Here is a 19,924-nt window from a genome sequence, read left to right as displayed (position 1 = left end):
GCAGCCTAGGGGCCTTTAACCGTAGGCTTTGAGCCGATGAATGTCCTGATTATTTATGCCCACCCCAACCCCAACTCCTTCAACGCCGCCATGCGCGACTTGGCGGTGCGGGCCTTGAGCCAGGCCGGGCACAGCATTCTGCTTTCCGACCTCTACACCATGCGGTTTAATCCGGTACTCAGCGCAAAGGAGCTACAGGGCGACCTGCGAGACATCCAGCCCGAGATCGAAAAGGTTCGGCGGGCCGACCTGCTCTTGTTCCAGTTTCCCGACTGGTGGTACGGGATGCCGGCCATCATGAAGGGCTGGATTGAGCGGGTTTTTGCTTACGGGTTTGCCTACGACGACGAGCATAGCTTCGAAAACGGTCTTTTGCGCGGCAAAAAAGCCATGCTCAGCCTGACGGTAGGCGCGCGCGAGGATTATTTTCGCCAGGCTCCCCAGCGCGACCTGATGCGGGTGCTGGAACCCATCCATTACGGCGTTTTTGCCTATTGCGGCATGGAAGTTCTGCCCCCTTTTATCGCTTACGGGCCAGGGGAGATGAGCGAGGCCGAGCGTAAAGCCACCCTCGAGGCCTTCCGGGAGCATTTGAAAAAACTACCCGAGCTGACGCCCCTTTGCTTCAGCTAAACTTAAGGCCTGGCTAGTAGGCTTCTGCCATGCATCGCCGAGCCGTGCTCAAGGGTCTGGCCTCAGTCCTGCTGGGAGGTTCCAGGGGATTCGCCCAAACCCTGCCCGACCCCAACAACCCCCTTTTCCACAAACTTGCAGCAGCTTATTCTGCCCGGAACCGGGGCATCGCGCTTTTGGTGGTGGTAGACGGTCAGACCGTGTTTGAGGACTATCCCAATGGCGGCAGCCCCACCCGTGGCCACGAGCTGGCCAGCGGCACCAAGAGCTTTTGCGGGGTTATGGCCGTTGCTGCCGTACAGGACGGCCTGCTTTCGCTGGAAGAACCCCTGGCCCAGACCTTGACCGAGTGGCAGGGCGACCCTTGGCGTTCGCAAATTAATCTGAGCCAGCTCTTGCATCTCACCAGCGGCATTCCCGGTGGTAACCTAGCCCGCCCCCCCACCTACCGGGCCGCCCTCGAGACCCCTGCCGAGGCCCCACCGGGTACCCGCTTTTCCTATGGCCCCATCCCCTTTCAGGTTTTTGGCGAGCTGATGCGGCGAAAACTGAAAGGCGACCCCCTGGAGTACCTGAGCCAGCGCATCTTCAAGCCGATTGGCCTCGAGTACACCTTCTGGCGTCGGGGGCCCGACGGCAACCCCCACCTGCCCTCCGGAGCCTTCCTGACCGCCCGTAGCTGGGCCAAGTTCGGCGAGTTGGTGCGCCAGGGCGGGCGGTGGCAGGGCCAGCGCGTGGTAGACGAAGAGCTGCTGCAAAAGTGTTTTGAGCCCTCGAGGGTCAACCCCATCTACGGCCTGACCTGGTGGCTGGGACGCCCCATCAGTCCGGCCCAGCGGGCGGCCATCGGGCGCGTGGGGCAGGGCATTGACGCGCTGGCCAGCACCCCGGGCCTGCCCGACGACATGGTTATCGCGGCGGGTGCGGGCGACCAGCGCCTCTACATCAGCCGCAAGCTGAGGCTGGTGGTGGTACGGCAAGCCGAAGGAATTGTAGAAAGTTTGGCCGGGCGTAGAACCGCCTTCTCCGATGCCGCTTTTCTACGTCTGCTCTTGACCGGTCAGGGTTAGAAGTTTATCGGGTGCGATACACTGCCGCTGTGACGCAAGGCGAAGTACGGGAACTGGTGTGGAATGCCCTGGCCCAGCACAGGGCGGCTACCTACCCCACCCCACCCCACGGGCATCATCCCAATTTTATTGGCGCCAGCCGCGCTGCCGAGCGCTTGATGGGCCTGAAGCTGTGGCAAATGGCCACGGTCATCCTGGCGGGCCCCGACCAGGTGCTCAAGCCGTTACGGGAGGCCGCTTTGAAGTCCGGCAAAATCGTCATTATGCCCCACCCCGACAAAACAGGGCGCTACCTGAGCCTCGAGGGCCTCTTACCCCACCAGCTCAAGCGGGTACGGGAGGTGGCACAGCTTGGCAAACCCATTGACCTGAGCCAGACCACCATAGACCTGGTTCTGGTGGGCAGTGTGGCTGTAGACGAACGGCACAACTGGCTAGGCAAAGGGTACGGCTTCCCTTACAAAAACCTCGAGGTGGCCGCTCCCTGGGTCACCCTGGCCCACACCCTGATGATTTTCGATGAATTACCTTGCCAGCCCGAGCGAAAAGTAGACCTGATCGCCACCCCCCATCAGGTCATTGGGGCTTGAGGGCATCCTGGTCGGTCTTTGACTCAACCTTCGGCCAAACCCCAAATTGCGGCCGGAGCAAACTCAACCAGGTTGCCTGCGGGGTCGCGAACATACAAGCTGCGGCCAGCCTTCCACTCGGCCCAGGTGACGGGGTAGCCGTGCGCCTCGAGCCGCTCTGCCCAGCTTTGCAGTTCCTCTGCTGCTACCCGAAAGCACACGTGCACGCTACCCTCGGCCCCATGCGGTGGCAGGACGGCCTCTTGCTGGGTGGCCTGGGGGTTGAACACCAGGAAAACCCCCGGCCCTACCCGGAAAAACAAATGTCGCGCAGGCTGCTCCGCAAAGAGTTCCAGGCCCAGTAATCCCTGGTAGAAGCCTTTGGCCGCCTCGAGGTCGGTCGCATACACACAGGTCTCGAGTACCCCGGCAATGTTCATCGTTGCCCCTAGGGTATCAAAACCCAGCCGCAGGCTTGTGGTCAAGGGTGCTTGCAAAACCTCAAGCGCGCTGGTTGGCCTCGGCCAGGGCCCGCAGACCAGCAGCCAGACCGGGCTCGAGGTCGCTTTCGGCATAGCGCCACGACCAGTTGCCCCCCAGCCGTCCGGGGAAGTTCATCCGGGCCTCGGTACCCAACCCCAGCACATCTTGCAAGGGAATTATGGCCAGCCTGGCTGGGCTCTTGAAAGCCAGCTCAATCAGGGCCCCGGCCACTTCGTATTCCGACAAGCAGCGGATCTGGTAGCGGGCCAAGTAATCACGCATGAAAGCCCGCTCGGCCTCTGGAGCGGTGCGGAACCACCCCAGGCTGGTGTCGTTGTCGTGGGTTCCGCTGTACACCACCACATTGCCATCCGGCGGGTAGTTGTGCGGCAAAAAGATATTTCCATCATCCGAAAAAGCAAACTGAAGAATCTTCATGCCGGGAAAACCAAAGCCGTCGCGCAGGGCCTCTACCTCGGGTGTGATAACCCCCAGATCCTCGGCAATGATGGGCGCATCGCCCAGCGCAGCCCGTACCGCGGCAAACAGTTTTTCGCCCGGGGCCTTGACCCAGCGCCCCTTGACCGCATTGGGCATACCAAAAGGAATTTCCCAGTAGGCTTCAAAGCCGCGGAAGTGGTCGATGCGCACCAGGTGGCACTGCTTAAGCGACTGCTTGATGCGCGCCACCCACCAGGCGAAGTTCTCCTGCTCCATTACGTCCCAGCGGTAAAGGGGATTGCCCCAGAGCTGGCCGGTCTCAGAAAAATAGTCTGGTGGAACACCCGCCACCACCGTGGGGTTGCCACTGTCATCAAGGTAGAAGTACTGGGGGTTGGCCCATACATCCGAGGAGTCGAAGGCCACGAAGATGGGCATATCGCCGATAATCTGTATCCCCTTCGACTCGGCGTAGGCTTTGGTCTGGCCCCATTCGGTGTAAAACAGCCATTGAATCCACTCATGCAGAGCTACCTCGTAGGCCAGCTCCTCACGGGCTTTGACCAGGGCCGCCGGTTTGCGGTCGCGCAGTTCGGGACTCCACTCGTTCCAGGGTTTGCCGCCAAAACGGGTCTTGAGGGCCATAAAAAGCGCGTAGTCTTCCAGCCAGGTCTTCTCTTCCTCGACAAAAGCCCGCAAAAGCGCTTTATCCTGGGCGGTAGCGCGTTCCTGGAAACCAGCAAAAGCCCGCCTTAATAAGGGCCAGCGGGTCTCGTATAGCCAGCCGTAGTTGACGCTTCCGGCTGGGTACGGCGGGGGTTCTTCGTTTTTCTCGAGCCAGCCTTTTTCAATCAGCATCTCTGGGTCAATCAGGTAAGGGTTGCCAGCAAAAGCCGAAAAGGCCTGATAGGGCGAGTCGCCGTAGCTGGTAGGGCCCAAAGGCAAAACCTGCCAATAGCGGGCCCCGCTCGAGGCCAGCCAGTCCAGGAAGCGCTCCGCTTCGCGGCCCAAAGCCCCAATCCCCCAACGACCCGGAAAGCTGGTGGGGTGAAGCAGAAGGCCAAATGCGCGTTCGATTTTCATAGCAAGGGTAGTCTAACCCAGATGAGCACATGATGGAAGCGCTTCTATAGCCCAGCGCGCGATTAATCATTCCTATTGCTGAGACCTATTGCTTGGGCCTCTCCTGAAACACCGCCAGGGGCTGCACCCATTCGGTTCCGACCTGCACTAAACAGGAATGGGGTTCATATGAGCAGACAAGCCAGTATGTCGCCAGTCCTGGCCCGAGCGAAACTGGGCGCTTCGGCCAGGGCGCATACCACCAGCGGCTGCTATGCAAACAGGCTGCCTGGCCCCAGCCGAGCGCAGCCAGGGCAGGCCAAGGTGGCCGTTTGCCCTGATTTTTCCGCCCACCCTGGCAGCAAAGACCCGCTTAGCACAGCTTTGTATAGCAGGGTTATCCCCTCGCTAATCAGCCGCTGCACCCATCACACCCAGCGCCTCGTCTACCAGGGCCAGGCCCTCTTCAATCACGTCCAGGCCGTATTTGAGTTCCTCGCGGTTAATCACCAAAGGCGGGCAGACCCAGAGCATGTTGAAGCGGCTAAAGGCATAGATGTGCTTGGACTTGAGGTAGCTAGCCAGCTTTTGCATCTCGGGGGAAGTGCCGTTGAAGGGGGCCAGGGGCTCTTTGCTGGCTTTGTCCTTCACCAGCTCGATCACGCTAAATAGGCCAATGTAGCGAACGTCCCCCACACAAGCGTATTTCCTGCGCATGGCCTCGAGGCGCTCACCAAGGTATTTGCCCTGCTCTTCGGTGTTTTCAAACAGGTGCTCTTCCTCGTAAACCGCGAGGTTAGCCACAGCGGCAGCACACGAGACTGGGTGGCCGGAGTAGGTCAGGCCTCCCCACAGCATGTGATCTTCAAAAAAGTCGGCAATCGGCTGGGAAACAATCACCGCCCCCAGCGGCATATACCCGCTGGTGAGGCCCTTGGCGCAGGTCACGATGTCGGGTTTGATGCCATAGTGCTGGGTGGAGAGCCACTTTCCGGTGCGGCCAAACCCACTCATCACCTCGTCGGTAATGAGCAAGATGCCGTATTTGTCGCACAGCGCCCGCAGCTTGGGATAGTAGTCGTCGGGCGGCACCAAAAGCCCATTCGAGCCGGTAATGCCCTCGACCATAATGGCCGCGATGGTGTGGGGGCCTTCTAGCTGGATGATCTCTTCGATGTGGCTCACACACTCCCGCTGGCAGCTATCCGGGCTTTTGCCAAAGGGGCAGCGGTAGCAGTAGGGGTCAAAAACCCGCACAATACCCGGAATGCCCGGCTCCACCGGCCAGCGCCGGGGGTCACCCGAGGCGGTCATGGCGCCCATGGTGGCCCCGTGGTAGCTGCGGTAACGGGTAATGATTTTGTCGCGGCCCGTATACAGACGGGCTATCTTCATAGCGTTTTCGTTGGCCTCAGCTCCACCCAGGCAAAAAAACGACTTGGCCAGCCCGGTTACTTCAGCCAGCTTTTTGCCCAGCTGCCCCCTTGGCTCGGTAGCAAAACTGGGGCCCGCAAAACACAGTTCGTCCACCTGCTTCTTGATGGCCTCGAGCACCTTGGGGTGCTGGTGGCCCACGTTGATGTTGATGAGCTGGCTGCTAAAGTCCAGCCATTTGTTGCCATCGCCATCCCAGAACCACACGCCTTTTGAGCGCGTCATGTGGATGGGGTTCGCGCTGCTTTGCACCGACCACGAAAACAAGGTGTAGTCGCGGTTCTCTTGAATAACTTCCTTAGACGAGCGTTCCATTAGGCCTCCCCCTCGAGTTTAGATAGCTCTAATGGTAGCCCCCTGCACAGACTGAGGCAATGGTCAAAGTGTCAAAGAACATAAGTCTTTTCAACGTATGCAAAACAATTTACATGTTCGGTGGCGAGGCTTTACCAACTACCCGGCTTGGCCTAGCCGCGCCGCGTGGGGTTGGGGGTCAGCCTGAGCTCGACTTTGAGGATCTGCTGGCCCCGCCGTATAGTCAGGGTTACGCTATCGCCCACCTCTTTGCTGCGGATGTAGCGCTGAAGCTGGGTAACGTCGTTAAAGGGGCGACCATCGGCCTCGAGGATCACGTCGAAGTCGTAGACTTCCTGGCCGTTCTCACGCCGGATTGAGAGTCCACGCAATCCCGCCTGCTCAGCAGCGCCGCCACGCAGCAGGCTGCGGATCAGCACCCCTTCCTTGGGAATGCGTAAGGTGGCCGCGGTTTCGTCGTCTATCTGGAAAAGCTGCACCCCAATGTAGGGCACGTCGCGCTTACGTCCGGCCTGTAGCTGTGCAATCACCTCGCCCAGCCCTTGCAGGGGGGACAGGTAGCTTTCAAAAACCCCGTCCGGCTGGCCGATAGCTACCACCACCGCAACCACCCGCCCGGCCAGGTTCAGTACCGGGCCGCCCGAGTCGCCGGGGGCCAGCGGAATGGTAGTGGAGATGGCAATGGAATTGAAAAACGGAAAGATGTCACGCTCGACAGTATTAACCAGCCCATAGCGGGGCGCGATGAACTGTCCTCTCGAGTTACCTATAGCCAGCAAAGGCTCCCCCACACGGGGGCTGGCAGAGGTCTCGAGCGACAAAAACGACACCGCTCCCCCTACCCTGGCGCGCACAATGGCAATATCACGAAATTCATCATAGCCCACAATTTCGGCAGGAAACGACTCGTTTCTGGAGTTAATCACCCGAAAGCTACGGGTATCTTCAATCACGTGATAGGCGGTCATGACCAGCCCATCGGCGCTAATAAAAAAACCGGAGCCGGTACCCTCAGGAATAGTCTCGATGCGCACAGCCGCCGGGAGAGCCCGCACATAGACCTGCTCGAGGGCAGCGCGCAGCTCGGCGGTTAGGGTACGTGGGGCCTGTAGCGGCTGGGCCTGGATCACAGCAGCCAACAAGCCAAAGGTGGCTACCACCACAACGAACAACCAAATACGCCGCATTAAGGTCTCCCCCAAGCGCCACGAAGCGCAGCTAAAAAAAGCGTAGTCGATCTGGATATTGATTATGTTGCTGGCATGCACATTTCTTGAAAAAATAAAACCCCCTTCCCGAGAAGGGGGTTCTGAGGGTGAAGGTTTATCGTCCCGACAAGGCCCGGTTAATTTCGGCCACCATGGCCGCAACAATCTGCGCTACGTTGGTATCGGCTTTTTGGACAGCCTGCGAAAGGGCATTGCCCCAGGGGCCCCACACCTTACCCATCTCGGGAATGTTGGGCATGGGCGAGCCCAGGGCGATGGTCGCCGAGAAACCGGCCACCACCGGGTCGTTGCGCAGCTGCTGTACCGCTTGCTTGGATACCGGCAAACGGCCACCGGCCTTGTTGAAGGCCACCTGGTTCTGGGTGCTCACCAGCAGCTTGGCAAAGTTGGCGGCAGCGTTTTTGTTACGCGAGTAAGCGTTCATCGCCACGCCCTGCACACCCACAAACGGACGCCACTGCCCACCACCCGGCGGGTTGGGCATGGGGGCAATGCCAAAGTCAATGTTGGCTTTTTTGTAGTCGCCAATGGCCCAAGGGCCGTTGAGAATCATAGCCAGTGCGCCTTCTTTAAAGGCACTGTCGGCCACGCCGTAGTCGACCCCTTCGGGAATCAGGCGGTAACGGTAGCGCAGGTCTTTGATAAAGCTCACCGCACGAACGCCTGCCTCACCACCCAGACGGGTCTGGCTGGCATCTACCCCCTGGGCCGTGCGACCAAACACGCTAGCCCCATAAGCCGTGAACCAGCCATAGTTGAAGTAGGGGTTGGCCAGGTCGTACAGGAAGCCATAGGAGTTGCCCTTGGTGTTCTCTTGGGCCACTTTAAGGAATTCATCCCAGGTTTTGGGGGCCTCTTTGACCAGCTTTTTGTTGTAGATGAGGGCTACCGACTCGGCAAACATGGGCAGCGCAAAGAGCTGGTTGCGGTAGGTCAGGGCATCAACGGCCACATCCGACAGGCTTTGGATATAGCTGCTGGTGGCATACTTGCCCATGGGCTCGAGCACGCCCGCAGCCGCCATGGCGCCCACCCAGTCGTGGGGAATGCTCACCACCAGATCGGCGGCCTGGCCCTGGGGTGCCCCCAGGATGAATTTGTTCTGAATATCACCAAAGGGTACCTCCACCACCTCCACCTGGGTGCCGCTGGTCTTGGTAAAATTAGCCGCGGTCTGCTTGAGCCAGGCCAGTTCGGGGCCACCGTAGTGGGTCCAAACCGTGATTTTACCCTGGGCCATAGCCGAGCCCAGCAAACCCAGGGCCGCTATAGCCCCAATTAAGATACCTTTCCTCATGTCTTCCTCCTTGTGCCAGGCCATGCTGCAAAGCATGGTCTAGACCATTTCGACGGCAGCTGATGGCAGCGTTTCCACGATGTCCTCAACGACTCTTTTTGGAAATCTGCCTTCTGCGTCTAAGTTATCTTACTACATCCGCAATGCAAGTAAAGGGACTGACTACCCAGGCAAAAAATAAAGCCCACCTCAAGTTATGCGTGCTCGAGAGGGTTTTGCCGGTTCAACCGCAGAGGGTAGGCAGGGCCTGCCAGGGACATTTGTCCGAGCATTGACTTAATTTTGTTCCTCCTGGCTTTACCTTTGCAGCCCCTTCACTTTTTGGGTGGCTGGCTGGGGCGCAGGTCAATCTGGCTGGGAATGACTCGAGGGTCGCTTTGCAATAAGTACAGCACAGCCTGAGCAACGTCTTGTGGCTGAATTTTCCACGAGGCCCCAGTACTGTTGCCCGCAAAGGGGGTGTCTACCGAGCCGGGCAGGATGCTGCTCACCCGGATGCCGTAGTAGCGCAAGTCGAGCATGCTGGCTTCAGAAAAACCCAGCAGACCAAACTTACTGGCATTATATGCAGCTCCATTGGCAAAGGCGTTCTTACCTGCGAGCGAAGCAATGTTGATGATATAGCCCCCACCGCGCTTCTGCATGGCCGGCACGGCAGCTTTGGTAGCATAAAAGGCGCCGGTCAGGTTGGTTTGCAGAACCTGTTGCCACTCTTCCGGGGTCAGCTCGTGTACAGGCTTGAAAATACCCACCCCAGCGTTGTTAATCAGGAAGTCGAGGCCACCAAAGCGGGCCTCGAGCTGCTGTACGGCCCGCTCGAGGTCCTCGTAGCGGCTCACGTCGCCCGGCAAGGCCAGGCTGTTGCCCAGCTCGCCTGCAATATGAGCCAGCTTAGACTGGCTACGGGCAAAAAGTCCCACCCCCACGCCACTGGCAACCAGTTGCCTGGCGACCTCAAGGCCAATACCGGAAGAAGCTCCGGTAACCAAAGCGACTTTTCCTCGCAAGCTTGCCATGCCCTCATGGTGCAAAAAAAACGGGGCGAACACAAGGTTCGCCCACACCAATGTTTTTGTTATTTGGGTTTGTAGATTTCCAGCCCGCCGGCTTTTTCCAGGCTCTGCATCAGGAACTGCGGCGTAACCAGGGGTTTGCTGTTGGCATCACCCGGCAGGGTTCCGGCAAAAACCTCGAGCACATCAGCGTAGCCGTCGCCGTCGGAGTCCTTCATGGCCTTCAGGGTTTCGTATAAGGCCTCGCCAATGTTGCCCTTGAAGTTCGCCCGCACCTCGTTGCCAAAAGCATTCCAGGGCGCCCCACCGTTGGGGCTGACATGGCAGTACTGGCAGGTAATCGTGCGCACATCGCCTTTATCGGCAACAAGGTTGAACTGGGTAATGGCCTGCAAACGGTAAGGCCCTCGAGCCTGCACAAAAGGCATCAGAATCAGGGCCAGCATGAGCACAATAAAGCCTACTTTTCGCATATAAACCCTCCTTGGGGCCGCACTGCTATCGAACCGTTATTTTGCCGTACATGGTTCTGGCGTGTACCACATTGCCGGTGTTCAACGAGCAGATGTACTCGTATTCACCCGCACGGTTGAGCACTACTCTTTCCTTTTGTGCTGGATCGGGCAGCAAGTTTGGCGTGCTGAAGTCCTTAGGTGGGCCAGAGTTCGGTTTGGTCTGCGCTAGATGTACAGTCCCAGTTGGGTCGACGTTTACAAACTCGATGCAGCCCCCCTGGCGGATGGTTACGTCTGCGCTGTTGGTGCCCCGCACCCTGAAGCCCCGATCGATGCCCAAAGCCTCAATCACCACACAGCTTGATGAACTGGGCTGGCACGACATCAGCGCTCCCAACATCAGCAGCAGCAACAACTGGCGCATAACCTTATAATACTCGCTCCCTCGACCAGCAGCAGCGAAAAAGCCGACAAGCCCCTAACCTGGTCTACATCGTTTCATATGTTTACCCTCCACCCACTTATACGCAGCAGGTGTGGGGTCGGATTCACGGGTTCGACAACGCGGCCAAGGGCTTGCAATGCCTGCCCCAACTCCCGGCAACTACTCCCTTAGGGGCTGCTCCTTACGGGGCGGGCCAGACTTGTGGGCCTCGAGCAGCTGGCGCAGGGCCTTGCCGCGGTGGGAGTGAATGGCTTTTTCCTCCAGGGTCATCTCGGCAAAGGTTTTGCCCACCTCGGGCAGGTAAAACAGGGGGTCGTAGCCAAAGCCCCACTCACCCCTGGGGGCCTCGAGGATCTCCCCCTCGGTCTCACCCCGGTAGAGTTCCATGTAGCCGTCGGGGTAGGCCAGCACCAGCACGGCCACAAACCTGGCTTTGCGCTCGTTGGGGGGAATTCCTTTGAGGCGCTCGAGCAAATACACGTTGCACTCGGTATCGGTTTTTTTGTTGCCGTAGCGGGCCGAGTAGACCCCCGGCTCACCTCCCAAAGCGGCGACCTCGAGGCCCGAGTCATCGGCCAGGGTAGGCATACCGCTGTGCTTGGCCGCAAAAGCCGCCTTCAGCACCGCATTGTCTTCAAAGGTGGAGCCCTCCTCGGGTGGCATCTTGAAAGGGTAGTCGAGCAGGGAAAATAACGTCCAGCCCAAGGGCGCAAGCCCCTCCCTAATCTCGCGGAACTTTCCTGGGTTGGAGGTAGCAATCAACAGGCGCATCTATAACATCTTAACCGCAGAACCCGTCCTGGGATGGGTTATGCCGAGTTTGGGAAACAATCACCGTTCAGGAGACTGCTCACCCTCAACCAAAGGGAGCGCACCTGGCTTCACCTAAATGAGCCCCATTGAATGGTTTGATAAGCACCTCTGTGCAGACGGCGCTACCCAAGACCGGCCCAGCTCAAGCGCGGTTCTTAAGCTGGGCGTGTACCCGCCGCACCATCTCGGGAATATGTGCCAGACCCATCTCCAGCATGGCCTGGTAGGTGGCTTTGGGTACCGGGCGACCCTCCCCTGCCCCGTGCAGCTCGATGATATCGCCAGACTGGGTAGCCACCACGGTCAGGTCGGCCCAGGCGTTCTCGTCCTCTATCTGGGTCAGGTCGAGCAGCAGGCTATTGTCGCTCATCCAGCCCACGCTCACCGCAGCAAACTCGATCAGGGGCCATTCGTCCAGTTTGCCCTGGTTCACCAGCCGATCCATGGCCATGTGTAGTGCAGCATAGCCCCCAAGCAGCGAAGCCACCCTGGTTCCGCCATCGGCCTGAATCACATCGGCGTCCACCACCACCGTTTTGTTTGGCAGCAGGCTCAAATCCAGGACCGCACGAAAAGCCCGTCCCAGAAAGCGCTGGATCTCGGCCGTACGACCGGAAATTTTCTGGCGCTCACGATCCTTGCGTTCTTTGGTAGAACGGGGCAGCAGGTTGTACTCCGCCATCAGCCAGCCCTCACGGCCCGAAACATGCCGGGGTACGCCGTCGGTCAGCGAAACATTCACCAGCACCCGGGTATTCCCCAGTTCTACCAGCGCCGAACCCTCGGCATAATGTATGTAGCCCATGCGCAATTTGAGCGGGCGGAGTTCCTCGGCTGTACGGCCATCCTTGCGTTTCATCGCCCGAGACTTTACCACATGGCCCATTACCGCTAAAATAACCAGGCGTGCCGGTGTAGCTCAGCGGTAGAGCACTCGATTCGTAATCGAGCGGTCGTCGGTTCAAATCCGACCACCGGCTCCAATCCAGGAAGCAAAAACCGAGGTCGCCTGTACCTCGGTTTTCATTTTGACCCTAGATTTTGACCCAGGTAAACTTTTGATAAGAAATGTCTTAGATTTGGTCTTTTTCTGGGGCCCCCGCCTGAAGCGCGGCTAGCAACAGCCTGAAAAAAGATGGTGCCCTAACCTCTCCCTAACCGAACGATTCATACCGGATTCAAAAAGATATTCTTCAGACAAAAAGCGCTAAGAGGCTATCTTTTTGAATCCTAGAGCACTCCCTTCGGTCGGGTTAGTTCGTCACCGTTCGGTGACGAACTAACCGAATCTGGTATCAGGCGGGGTTCATATGACCCCCTAGGCTTTGTCCCGTGGCTTCATACCCCAGCTCTCGTAATCGGCAAATCCCCAAGACTGTGTTGCCAGAGGACAGACCTCCCCTCATAGCTGTTGTTTTATCCAGGGGGCCAGGTCGGTTAGTGAGTGCATGGCCGGAACCGAGTTCGCCAGCGGGCCATAGACCACCAGGGGCACCGGATTGAGGGTGTGCTGGGTATGCCAGGGCTCCTCGGCGTTGCCGTGGTCGGCGGTGAGGATGAGTGTGGCCGTGGGGTTTGCATTCAAGAAGCCCAGGAGGAAGCGGTCGAGTTCCACCAGACGTTCGTCCAACTTTTCTGGCATGCGGTGGCCCCAGTAGTCCAGCGCCCAGTTTTCCAAAAGGGTCAGGTCGTGCCGCTGGGCGATGTGGGCAAAGCGTTCCCCTGCAGCTTCGGGTTCCGGCCAAAAAGCAGGCAGCATGGCCTGGGGGTGGTCTATGGACAACAGATCCAAACCGGCTGCCCTGGCAGCAAAGCCAAAGGCCGACAGCAAATTGCGGCGGCTATTTAGCGCTTTTTCCAGATATTCCTGACGATAGCCGTTAGCGTGCAGAACCCGAAAACCCCGCTGGGCAGCCCAGACCTGCAAGCTCTCCTGCCTTAGCAGGGTTTGGAGCTTGCTCAGGGGGTGCGGCCCCTGGTGGTGCCCCAGGAGTTGGGCCGCATTAACCCCGGTCAGCAGGGCGGTCTGGCCGGTGCCCGACTGGGGCAGGCCCTCCACCCCAAGCCGGGCATCCAGAACCCGGTAGGCTAGACTGGGTTGGCTAAAGGGCTCCTGGCTAAACCCACCGCTCAAAGCCCGCAGGGTGGGCAGGTCCCGCTTCAGGGAAGTGCGGGGGTCACTGGAGAGCCCCAGGCCATCTACAAACAAGAAAGCCAGCACGATGGCATTGTGCGCCTGGGGCCAGGAAAGGTCAAACACCATGCTCGCTGCCGGAAAATCCATGACGGCTATAGAAGCCCGAAGCCCAACTTGCGACCTGTGACACAGCCATACCGGACTTACTGGTTGCATGATAGGTGTCGAAAGGAGTGAGCATATGCCAGTACGTTCAGCCAGTGCGGTTTGGAAAGGCACAATCAAAGAAGGTCGGGGGCATCTGAAACTGGAAAGCGGGGTATACGAAGGGCCCTACACCTGGGCCTCGCGCTTTGCCAGCGGCAGCGAAACCAACCCCGAGGAACTAATCGGGGCGGCCCATGCCGGCTGCTATGCCATGTTTTTATCGGCACTCCTGACCAACAACAATACCCCGCCCGAGGAGCTAAGCGCCACGGCTAAGGTACATCTGGGGGATGGCCCTACCATCACTAAAATTGAGCTGCACATGGCGGCCAAAGTGCCCGGCATCAGCCCCGAAAGGTTCCAGGAGCTAGCCCAGGAAGCCAAGGCCAAGTGCCCCGTCTCTAAGGCCCTGGCCGCGGTGCCCGAGATTACCCTGGACGCAAAGCTGGTATGATCTTCCCCAGGGTTATAGCCGTCCCCCCAAAAGGCTCGGCTTCGACAAGCTCAGCCGACCCTTGCGGCGAATAAAACCGAAAAGCCCGCCGAGGTGCTTGAGTATCCGTTTCACTTGAACATCTATAGCGCCAGAGCCAAACGTAGTGTTGAATAGAGGCGTGGAGCCAGACATTAACCTGATGTCGCGCCTCGCCCAGGGGGATGAGCGTGCCCTGGAAGAGCTATACCGCCGCTATAGCCCCTCGCTGTACGCCCTTCTCCTGCGGATGCTCCAGAGCCGTGAGGAGGCCGAAGAGATCTTGCAAGACAGCTTTGTTCAGCTATACCGGGAAGCCGCCCGCTACCAGCCCGAGCGGGGGGCTGTGGTGGCTTTCTTGTTCACCATTGGGCGTAATTTTGCCCTGTCGCGCCTGCGCAACCGCAAGGCCAGGCCGCAGAAAGTAGAAGCACACGACCTGCACAACCCCGAGCAGGAGCTGGGCCTCTGGCGGGAGGACGACCCCACCGACCGTGTTCTGGTACGCCGGGCGCTGGGTAGGCTCGAGCCCACCGACCGCAAGTTGTTGGAAGAAGCTTTTTACGATGGCTATAGCCACAGCGAGTTGGCCGAACGACACCACATGCCCCTAGGCACAGTTAAAACCCGGCTGCGTCGGGCCCTGCTCAAGCTGCGTGAGTACCTGGGGGGGACTCCGGTCTCGGAGGAAGCATGAAAGACCTCCGCGAACTACTTCCCGACTACGCGCTGGGTCTCCTGGAAGGCGAGGAGAAAACCCGGCTCGAGCAGGCCCTGCAAACCTCCCCCGAGCTGCAAAAAGAGCTTGCCGAGCTTCGGGCGGTGCTGTTCAAGCTGCCCGAAAGTCTTCCGCCGGTCACACCCCCTCGCCGGGTCTGGGCCCAGGTGCGGCGCAGGGCTTTTCCCAGGCGGGATTTCCTGCGCTGGATTGCGGTAGCACTGGTGCTGGTGGGGCTGGGTTGGGGTGGCTGGGGGGTTGAGCAATACCACCGTTACCGGGTTTTGGCCGAGGAGCAGGCCCGGCTGGCCCGCTGGCTAAGCGACCCCGAGGTAAAGTGGCAGCTCATCAAAAACGACCAGGGCCAGGCCTTCGGCGCCATGCTCTGGCGAGAAGAGGGGCCCTGTCTGATGGTGCTGCGCGAGCCACCGCCACCCGGCAAGGTTTACCAGGCCTGGGGCCGCAAAAGTGGGGAAAAACCGGTTTCGCTGGGGGTCTTCTCGGGGCGGATTTTTGAGACCAACTATGAAGGCTTCGACCTAATGGGGGTTAGCCTCGAGCCACCCGGCGGCAGCCCTCAACCCACCCAACCGCTGGGCCGTGTGCCCACCTCTTAATCTATACCCGGTACCACCAGCGGCTGAGCCATTTAAGGGCTTTGAGGGCAGCGGTCACGATGCGTCCGTACCAGCCCCTGGGTAGCCAGGTCGGGCCGGTAACCGGAACAAAGCGCTCGATGGCGATGGTCTGCACCTCGGTAAAGCGGTAAAGCCCCTCCTTGCCGTGCCGTCGCCCCAGGCCCGAGGCCTTGAAGCCCCCCATGGTCGCGTCCATCGAGGCCCAGGCAGCGGCGTAGCTCTCGTTGATGTTGACCGTACCGGCCTGGATGCGCGAGGCCAGCGCGCGGCCTTTGCCCAGGTCTTTGGTCCAGACGCTGGCGTTGAGGCCGTACTCGCTCTGGTTGATGAGGGCAAGCACCTGCTCCACATCGCTAAACTTGTAGAGGCTGACCACCGGGCCGAAGGTTTCCTCGCTGTAGACGCGCATCTCAGGCGTTACGTCGGTCAGGATGGTGGGCTCGAAGAATAGTGGCCCCAGGTCGGGCCGGGGCCTTCCGCCGGTGAGGACTCGAGCCCCCTTGGCCACCGCGTCCTGCACGTGGGCCCGCACGGTGTCGAACTGCCGCTGGACAGTGAGGGAGCCCATCTGCGAACGGTGATCCAGGGTAGCGCCCAGGCGCAGGGCCGAGGTTTTTTCGACAAAGCGTCGGGCAAAGGCATCAAATATCTTTTCGTGCACGTAGATGCGCTCGAGGGAGACGCAAAGCTGGCCGGCATTGGCAAAAGCGCCGTGAATGGCGCCGTCCACGGCGGCCTCGAGGTTGGCGTCTTCCAGCACCAGCATGGGGTTTTTGCCCCCGAGCTCGAGGCTCACCCCAATCAAGCGCTCACCCGCTTGGCGGGCCACTTTGCGCCCGGTGGGGGTGCTGCCGGTCAGGGCGATGAAGTCTGCCGTGGCCACCAGGGCCTCCCCCACCTCTGCCCCCCCGGTCACAACCTGAAACAGGCCAGGTGGCAATCCGGCCTCTTCCATCAGGGCCTGAACCCACAGGGCCGTAAAGGTGGTCTGGGGATCGGGCTTGAGCACCACCGCGTTGCCCGCCATCAAGGCCGGAATAGGCTCGCTCACCGCCATCACCAGCGGATAGTTCCAGGGTGAAATAACCCCCACCACCCCTACCGGGTGGCGGTACTCCCAGGTCTGGGTCAGGCCCACAAAGGTGCCGCCCGTGCGCCGGGGGCGCAGCCAGCCAGGGCTACGCGTGGCGTAAAACTGGGCCACAATGGCCGAGTCCAGCAGTTCTTCTTGGGCATCGCGGCGGGCCTTGCCAGTCTCGTACTGGGTCAGGTCGAGGATTTCGGCCTGCCGCTCCAACAACAGGTCGTGAAAGCGCAGCACAATCCGGGCCCGGGCCCGGGTATCCACCCTGGCCCAAGCAGATTGGGCAGATCTGGCCCGCTCAACCGCTAGCTGGACATCCTCGGAAATACAAATCGGAATGACCCCCAGTACCCCCCCATCGAAGGGTGAGTACAGCGTTTGGGCGGCGCGTTCACCAAACAGCGAAACCCGCTGGGCCAGCTGCTGCAGCAGTTCAGGCGTGAACTGAGGGGCCTCGCGGGCAGGGTTGATGGCGCTAAGTCGTCCGGTCTCGATCACCTTGAACCCATGGTGAACTTGCAGGCCAGCCGCGTCAAGACCTCACTCAAGCACCTGCACAGGCCTAAATCGGCATAAGATAAAAGCGCTTCCATATCGACCCACAGGCAATACCTGAGCCTCGAGGGGCTTACAAATTGAGACCTTCGAGTATATGCTGGGGGCGTTCGCAAAGGCTCGTTGGTTGGGCCAATCCCAAACAACGCCCACGACGGAGGTCATTATGTATCGTTCTCCACCAGGCGCTCGAGGTTTTCTGATCGCTATTGGGTTGTTGGGGGGGGCCCTAATCGTTGCTACGCTCTTTGGGCTCCTCATGTTCTGGGCCTTGCAGGCAGCTTTTCCCAGGCCAGTAGAAGAAGGCTATCCGGGCTACCTGATCCTGATCTTCGCCACACTGGTTCTCATTCCAATTCTGGTTGTGCTGGGGCGGCGGGTTCCCTACCTGACCGACTGGTACTACCTTCTTCCGGCCATCACCTTCTTGCTGGCCTTCACCGTATTTCCCATCGTCCTGACCGTCTACTACGCCTTCACCGATTACACCGGCATTCGAAACGGCAAGCCCGACCGCTCCACCGAGACCCAGATCGTGCGCGTGGAAGGTCGGCAGCTATTTGTAGACGGCAACGCCCACGACCTGCTGCGCTGCGACCAACCCAACTGTGCAGGCCAGGCCCTGGAGATCACCACCCGAACCCAGCGCGCCCGTGTCAGGGCCGAGCAAGCCACCGAGGGCGTCATCACCCTGACTGCGCCCCCGCCCTTCACTCCTGCACTGGTCTACAAAATTAACGAGTTCCGCTTCATTGGCTTCCGCAACTTTGCCGAAATCTTTAGCCGGGCCGGCACCGTTCTGATTCCGGTTCTTATCTGGAACATCATTTTCGCGGCGGGTGCAGTTTTTGTGGGGGCCATCCCCGGGCTGATCCTGGGCCTGATGCTCAACAACAAAAACCTGGCTTTAAGGGGCTTTTACCGCACAGCCCTGATCATCTCCTGGGCTATCCCGGTGGTAATCAGCGTGCAGATTTTTACCGCCATGCTGAACGTGCAGTTTGGCCCCATCAACCGCTTGCTGGGGCTGCTGGGCGCCTACCCTATTCCCTGGCTCACTGACCCGGAGTGGTTTAAGGTCTCAGCCCTGCTGATCAGCCTGTGGCTGGGCTTTCCATACTGGATGACGGCTACCCTTGGTGCCCTCTCCACCATCCCGGATGATGTGTACGAAGCGGCCAAAATTGATGGAGCCAACGGCCTGCAAACCCTCACCGGCATCACCCTGCCGCTGCTGCGTCAACCTTTCATCCCCTTGTTGCTGGGATCTTTTGCCTTCAACTTCAACAACTTTGGCCTGATCTACCTGATGGGGCCCCAGCCTGGGGTCGAAGGCCGGCCTTCCACAGCCCAGGCCGCCGATATCCTGATCACCTGGGCCTACAAGACCGCCTTCCAGGCCGATGGGGGGCAGGCCTATGGTCTGGGCGGGGCCATCTCCATCCTGATCTTCTTGCTCACGGTAGCGATCAGCCTGATTAACTTCCGTTTCACCGGCGCTTTGAAGGAGGTGCGCTAATGACCGCTTTTCTGCGGTTTTCTGGCTGGGCCGCCCTGGGTTTGATGGTGGCCTGGGTGCTGTTTGTGTATTTCCCCAGCCTCTTGGCCCGCATCCAGCCCAATACCCCCCCAGGCTTCGTGCGCGTTGAAAACGGCTGGGTTTATGCCCTGGGCGGTCTTTTGCTGACAATTGCCCTGATTGTGCTGTATTCGTGGCTAGCAACCCTGATCGTCAACCGGCGTACCAACCGCAAACGTAGTTTTTGGCCCCTGGTCGGGCAGGGCCTTACGCACCTGTTTATGTTCATGGTGCTGATCTTTGCGTACTACCCGGTTCTGCAAATCCTGGCGGCCTCTTTCGACCCCCGCAACACCCTGTACCGCATCCTGCCCCCGGCCAGCGACAACCTGCTGGTTCGGGCCAGGGTGCTACCGGATTTCTCCCAGCTCAGTTGGGAAAACTACATCCAGCTCTTCGATGGCATCATCATCTATCCCTATCAAGCACTGATGCTGCTGGTGGCGGCATTATGCTTGCTGCTGGTACTGGTGCTGGCTGCTTACAGGCGCATCATCGGCGATGACAGCAGCGACAGCCGCTGGGGCCGACTGCAAGGACGCAGCCTGACGGCCTTTGCCATCCTGGGTTTTCTACTGGTGGTCTTCATCTCCCCCAACCAGTTTACCGGCCAAGGTACCGAGGCTAAATTTGTACTTTGGGTGCGCAATACCCTGTTTGTATCTGGTATTACAGGCATTTTGGCGGTGCTGCTTACGGCCACGGCCGGCTATGCTTTCGCCCGCTTCGACTTCCCAGGGCGATACCCCTTGTTGCTGGTCTTCATCTTCATCCAGATGTTCCCGGGGTTCTTGGGCCTGGTCGCAACCTACATCCTGATCTCCAACCTGGGCCTGCTGAACACCTTTACTGGCCTGGTGCTGGCCTATTCGGGGGGGATTATTAGCTTTGGCACCTGGGTGTATAAGGGTTTTCTAGAAAGCATCTCCAAAAGTCTGGAGGAGGCCGCCCTGATTGACGGGGCCAGCAAGTGGCAGGTCTTTACCAAAATCCTGATGCCGCTTTCGGCACCCATGTTTGTGTTTATATTCCTGCTACAGTTCGTTGGCACCTACTCGGAGTTTATCGTGGCCAACCTGTTCCTGACCGGTGTGGAGTCCTGGACGGTGGGGATGGGCCTGCGCAACTTTACCACCGGGCAGTTCTCCACCCGCTGGGGGCTGTTTGCCGCAGCCTCGGTGCTGGGCTCGCTGCCCATTCTGCTGACCTTCTACGGCTTCCAGCGCTATTTTGTCTCGGGGTATACCGCAGGCTCGGTGAAAGAGTGACGTAGAA

20 protein-coding genes and 1 tRNA gene are annotated in these 19,924 nt (G+C 59.5%); 9 read left to right on the top strand and 12 right to left on the bottom strand.

Annotated elements, in window-relative coordinates:
* Positions 1–36 precede the first annotated feature (36 nt).
* The 3 genes from Q355_RS0106995 to Q355_RS0106985 are packed head-to-tail and all read left to right on the top strand — an operon-like array spanning position 37 to position 2,293.
* A complete protein-coding gene (locus tag Q355_RS0106995) occupies positions 37–633 on the top strand; it encodes an NAD(P)H-dependent oxidoreductase (RefSeq protein WP_027877140.1) in 597 nt (198 codons plus the stop codon).
* 29 nt (positions 634–662) lie between these two features.
* The gene (locus Q355_RS0106990; RefSeq protein WP_027877139.1) at positions 663–1,703 is read left to right on the top strand and encodes a serine hydrolase domain-containing protein; all 1,041 of its coding nucleotides are present in this window, start codon (positions 663–665) and stop codon (positions 1,701–1,703) included.
* 29 nt (positions 1,704–1,732) lie between these two features.
* Positions 1,733–2,293, top strand: a complete 561-nt coding sequence (locus Q355_RS0106985; protein ID WP_027877138.1) for a 5-formyltetrahydrofolate cyclo-ligase — start codon at positions 1,733–1,735, stop codon at positions 2,291–2,293.
* 23 nt (positions 2,294–2,316) lie between these two features.
* Here the strand turns inward: Q355_RS0106985 and Q355_RS0106980 are convergent, their stop codons facing one another.
* The 10 genes from Q355_RS0106980 to rph form a co-directional block, all read right to left on the bottom strand.
* A complete protein-coding gene (locus Q355_RS0106980; protein ID WP_027877137.1) occupies positions 2,317–2,712 on the bottom strand; it encodes a VOC family protein in 396 nt (131 codons plus the stop codon).
* A 61-nt stretch (positions 2,713–2,773) separates the two neighbouring features.
* The gene (malQ, locus tag Q355_RS0106975) at positions 2,774–4,279 is read right to left on the bottom strand and encodes a 4-alpha-glucanotransferase (RefSeq protein WP_027877136.1); all 1,506 of its coding nucleotides are present in this window, start codon (positions 4,277–4,279) and stop codon (positions 2,774–2,776) included.
* Between the two features lie 387 nt (positions 4,280–4,666).
* On the bottom strand, positions 4,667–6,007 hold the full coding sequence (locus tag Q355_RS0106970; RefSeq protein WP_027877135.1) for an aminotransferase class III-fold pyridoxal phosphate-dependent enzyme: 1,341 nt from the start codon (positions 6,005–6,007) through the stop codon (positions 4,667–4,669).
* A 152-nt stretch (positions 6,008–6,159) separates the two neighbouring features.
* Positions 6,160–7,194: a S1C family serine protease gene (locus Q355_RS0106965; protein ID WP_027877134.1), complete on the bottom strand. Its 1,035-nt coding sequence runs from the start codon at positions 7,192–7,194 to the stop codon at positions 6,160–6,162.
* A gap of 136 nt (positions 7,195–7,330) precedes the next feature.
* The gene (locus Q355_RS0106960) at positions 7,331–8,533 is read right to left on the bottom strand and encodes a sugar ABC transporter substrate-binding protein (RefSeq protein WP_027877133.1); all 1,203 of its coding nucleotides are present in this window, start codon (positions 8,531–8,533) and stop codon (positions 7,331–7,333) included.
* Between the two features lie 314 nt (positions 8,534–8,847).
* Positions 8,848–9,549, bottom strand: coding sequence for an SDR family oxidoreductase (locus Q355_RS0106955; protein ID WP_027877132.1), 702 nt, complete (start codon positions 9,547–9,549; stop codon positions 8,848–8,850).
* A 59-nt stretch (positions 9,550–9,608) separates the two neighbouring features.
* Complete coding sequence (locus Q355_RS0106950) at positions 9,609–10,019, bottom strand: thrombospondin type 3 repeat-containing protein (RefSeq protein ID WP_027877131.1); 411 nt, start codon at positions 10,017–10,019, stop codon at positions 9,609–9,611.
* A 25-nt stretch (positions 10,020–10,044) separates the two neighbouring features.
* Entirely contained in the window at positions 10,045–10,425 is a 381-nt protein-coding gene (locus Q355_RS16420) for a cupredoxin domain-containing protein (RefSeq protein WP_245597521.1), read from the bottom strand.
* Between the two features lie 180 nt (positions 10,426–10,605).
* The gene (rdgB, locus tag Q355_RS0106940) at positions 10,606–11,217 is read right to left on the bottom strand and encodes an RdgB/HAM1 family non-canonical purine NTP pyrophosphatase (protein WP_027877130.1); all 612 of its coding nucleotides are present in this window, start codon (positions 11,215–11,217) and stop codon (positions 10,606–10,608) included.
* A gap of 184 nt (positions 11,218–11,401) precedes the next feature.
* Entirely contained in the window at positions 11,402–12,118 is a 717-nt protein-coding gene (gene rph / locus Q355_RS0106935) for a ribonuclease PH (RefSeq protein WP_027877129.1), read from the bottom strand.
* Between the two features lie 49 nt (positions 12,119–12,167).
* On the opposite strand from rph, the gene Q355_RS0106930 reads away from it, so the two are divergent.
* Positions 12,168–12,242, top strand: a tRNA-Thr gene (locus Q355_RS0106930).
* A gap of 419 nt (positions 12,243–12,661) precedes the next feature.
* On the opposite strand, the gene Q355_RS0106925 is transcribed toward Q355_RS0106930, so the two are convergent.
* Positions 12,662–13,477 carry a metalloenzyme gene (locus Q355_RS0106925; RefSeq protein ID WP_416338661.1) on the bottom strand — a complete coding sequence of 272 codons (816 nt, stop codon included), beginning with the start codon at positions 13,475–13,477 and terminating at the stop codon, positions 12,662–12,664.
* A gap of 160 nt (positions 13,478–13,637) precedes the next feature.
* Here Q355_RS0106925 and Q355_RS0106920 point away from each other — a divergent pair, with 160 nt between their 5' ends.
* The 3 genes from Q355_RS0106920 (at position 13,638) to Q355_RS0106910 (ending at position 15,410) form a co-directional block, all read left to right on the top strand.
* On the top strand, positions 13,638–14,057 hold the full coding sequence (locus tag Q355_RS0106920) for an OsmC family protein (protein WP_027877127.1): 420 nt from the start codon (positions 13,638–13,640) through the stop codon (positions 14,055–14,057).
* Positions 14,058–14,217: 160 nt separating this feature from the next.
* On the top strand, positions 14,218–14,772 hold the full coding sequence (locus Q355_RS0106915; protein ID WP_036258921.1) for an RNA polymerase sigma factor: 555 nt from the start codon (positions 14,218–14,220) through the stop codon (positions 14,770–14,772).
* On the top strand, positions 14,769–15,410 hold the full coding sequence (locus tag Q355_RS0106910) for an anti-sigma factor (protein ID WP_027877125.1): 642 nt from the start codon (positions 14,769–14,771) through the stop codon (positions 15,408–15,410). Before Q355_RS0106915 ends, Q355_RS0106910 begins: the two co-directional genes overlap by 4 nt.
* A 1-nt stretch (position 15,411) precedes the next feature.
* On the opposite strand, the gene Q355_RS0106905 is transcribed toward Q355_RS0106910, so the two are convergent.
* A complete protein-coding gene (locus Q355_RS0106905) occupies positions 15,412–17,013 on the bottom strand; it encodes a succinic semialdehyde dehydrogenase (RefSeq protein ID WP_036258917.1) in 1,602 nt (533 codons plus the stop codon).
* A gap of 223 nt (positions 17,014–17,236) precedes the next feature.
* Here Q355_RS0106905 and Q355_RS0106900 point away from each other — a divergent pair, with 223 nt between their 5' ends.
* Together Q355_RS0106900 and Q355_RS0106895 are read left to right on the top strand one after the other, a co-directional pair.
* Positions 17,237–18,589: an ABC transporter permease subunit gene (locus tag Q355_RS0106900; RefSeq protein ID WP_027877123.1), complete on the top strand. Its 1,353-nt coding sequence runs from the start codon at positions 17,237–17,239 to the stop codon at positions 18,587–18,589.
* Positions 18,589–19,917 carry a sugar ABC transporter permease gene (locus Q355_RS0106895; RefSeq protein ID WP_027877122.1) on the top strand — a complete coding sequence of 443 codons (1,329 nt, stop codon included), beginning with the start codon at positions 18,589–18,591 and terminating at the stop codon, positions 19,915–19,917. The genes Q355_RS0106900 and Q355_RS0106895 overlap by 1 nt, the downstream gene beginning before the upstream one ends.
* Positions 19,918–19,924 lie beyond the last annotated feature (7 nt).

Source organism: Meiothermus cerbereus DSM 11376, from assembly GCF_000620065.1.
GTDB classification, from domain to species: domain Bacteria; phylum Deinococcota; class Deinococci; order Deinococcales; family Thermaceae; genus Meiothermus; species Meiothermus cerbereus.
The sequence above is the reverse complement of the archived record's forward strand: the minus strand, read 5'-3'. Positions and strand labels throughout refer to the sequence as shown.

Bases quoted from the DNA above. Each gene is read 5' to 3' on its own strand.
- Q355_RS0106895 (WP_027877122.1), top strand. From the start codon at position 18,589: ATGACCGCTTTTCTGCGGTTTTCTGGCTGGGCCGCCCTGGGTTTGATG.
- malQ (WP_027877136.1), bottom strand. From the start codon at position 4,279: ATGAAAATCGAACGCGCATTTGGCCTTCTGCTTCACCCCACCAGCTTT.
- Q355_RS0106990 (WP_027877139.1), top strand. From the start codon at position 663: ATGCATCGCCGAGCCGTGCTCAAGGGTCTGGCCTCAGTCCTGCTGGGA.
- rdgB (WP_027877130.1), bottom strand. From the start codon at position 11,217: ATGCGCCTGTTGATTGCTACCTCCAACCCAGGAAAGTTCCGCGAGATT.
- Q355_RS0106970 (WP_027877135.1), bottom strand. From the start codon at position 6,007: ATGGAACGCTCGTCTAAGGAAGTTATTCAAGAGAACCGCGACTACACC.
- Q355_RS0106950 (WP_027877131.1), bottom strand. From the start codon at position 10,019: ATGCGAAAAGTAGGCTTTATTGTGCTCATGCTGGCCCTGATTCTGATG.
- Q355_RS0106900 (WP_027877123.1), top strand. From the start codon at position 17,237: ATGTATCGTTCTCCACCAGGCGCTCGAGGTTTTCTGATCGCTATTGGG.
- Q355_RS0106910 (WP_027877125.1), top strand. From the start codon at position 14,769: ATGAAAGACCTCCGCGAACTACTTCCCGACTACGCGCTGGGTCTCCTG.
- Q355_RS0106960 (WP_027877133.1), bottom strand. From the start codon at position 8,533: ATGAGGAAAGGTATCTTAATTGGGGCTATAGCGGCCCTGGGTTTGCTG.
- Q355_RS0106965 (WP_027877134.1), bottom strand. From the start codon at position 7,194: ATGCGGCGTATTTGGTTGTTCGTTGTGGTGGTAGCCACCTTTGGCTTG.
- Q355_RS0106920 (WP_027877127.1), top strand. From the start codon at position 13,638: ATGCCAGTACGTTCAGCCAGTGCGGTTTGGAAAGGCACAATCAAAGAA.
- Q355_RS0106995 (WP_027877140.1), top strand. From the start codon at position 37: ATGAATGTCCTGATTATTTATGCCCACCCCAACCCCAACTCCTTCAAC.
- Q355_RS0106955 (WP_027877132.1), bottom strand. From the start codon at position 9,549: ATGGCAAGCTTGCGAGGAAAAGTCGCTTTGGTTACCGGAGCTTCTTCC.
- rph (WP_027877129.1), bottom strand. From the start codon at position 12,118: ATGAAACGCAAGGATGGCCGTACAGCCGAGGAACTCCGCCCGCTCAAA.
- Q355_RS0106980 (WP_027877137.1), bottom strand. From the start codon at position 2,712: ATGAACATTGCCGGGGTACTCGAGACCTGTGTGTATGCGACCGACCTC.
- Q355_RS16420 (WP_245597521.1), bottom strand. From the start codon at position 10,425: ATGCGCCAGTTGTTGCTGCTGCTGATGTTGGGAGCGCTGATGTCGTGC.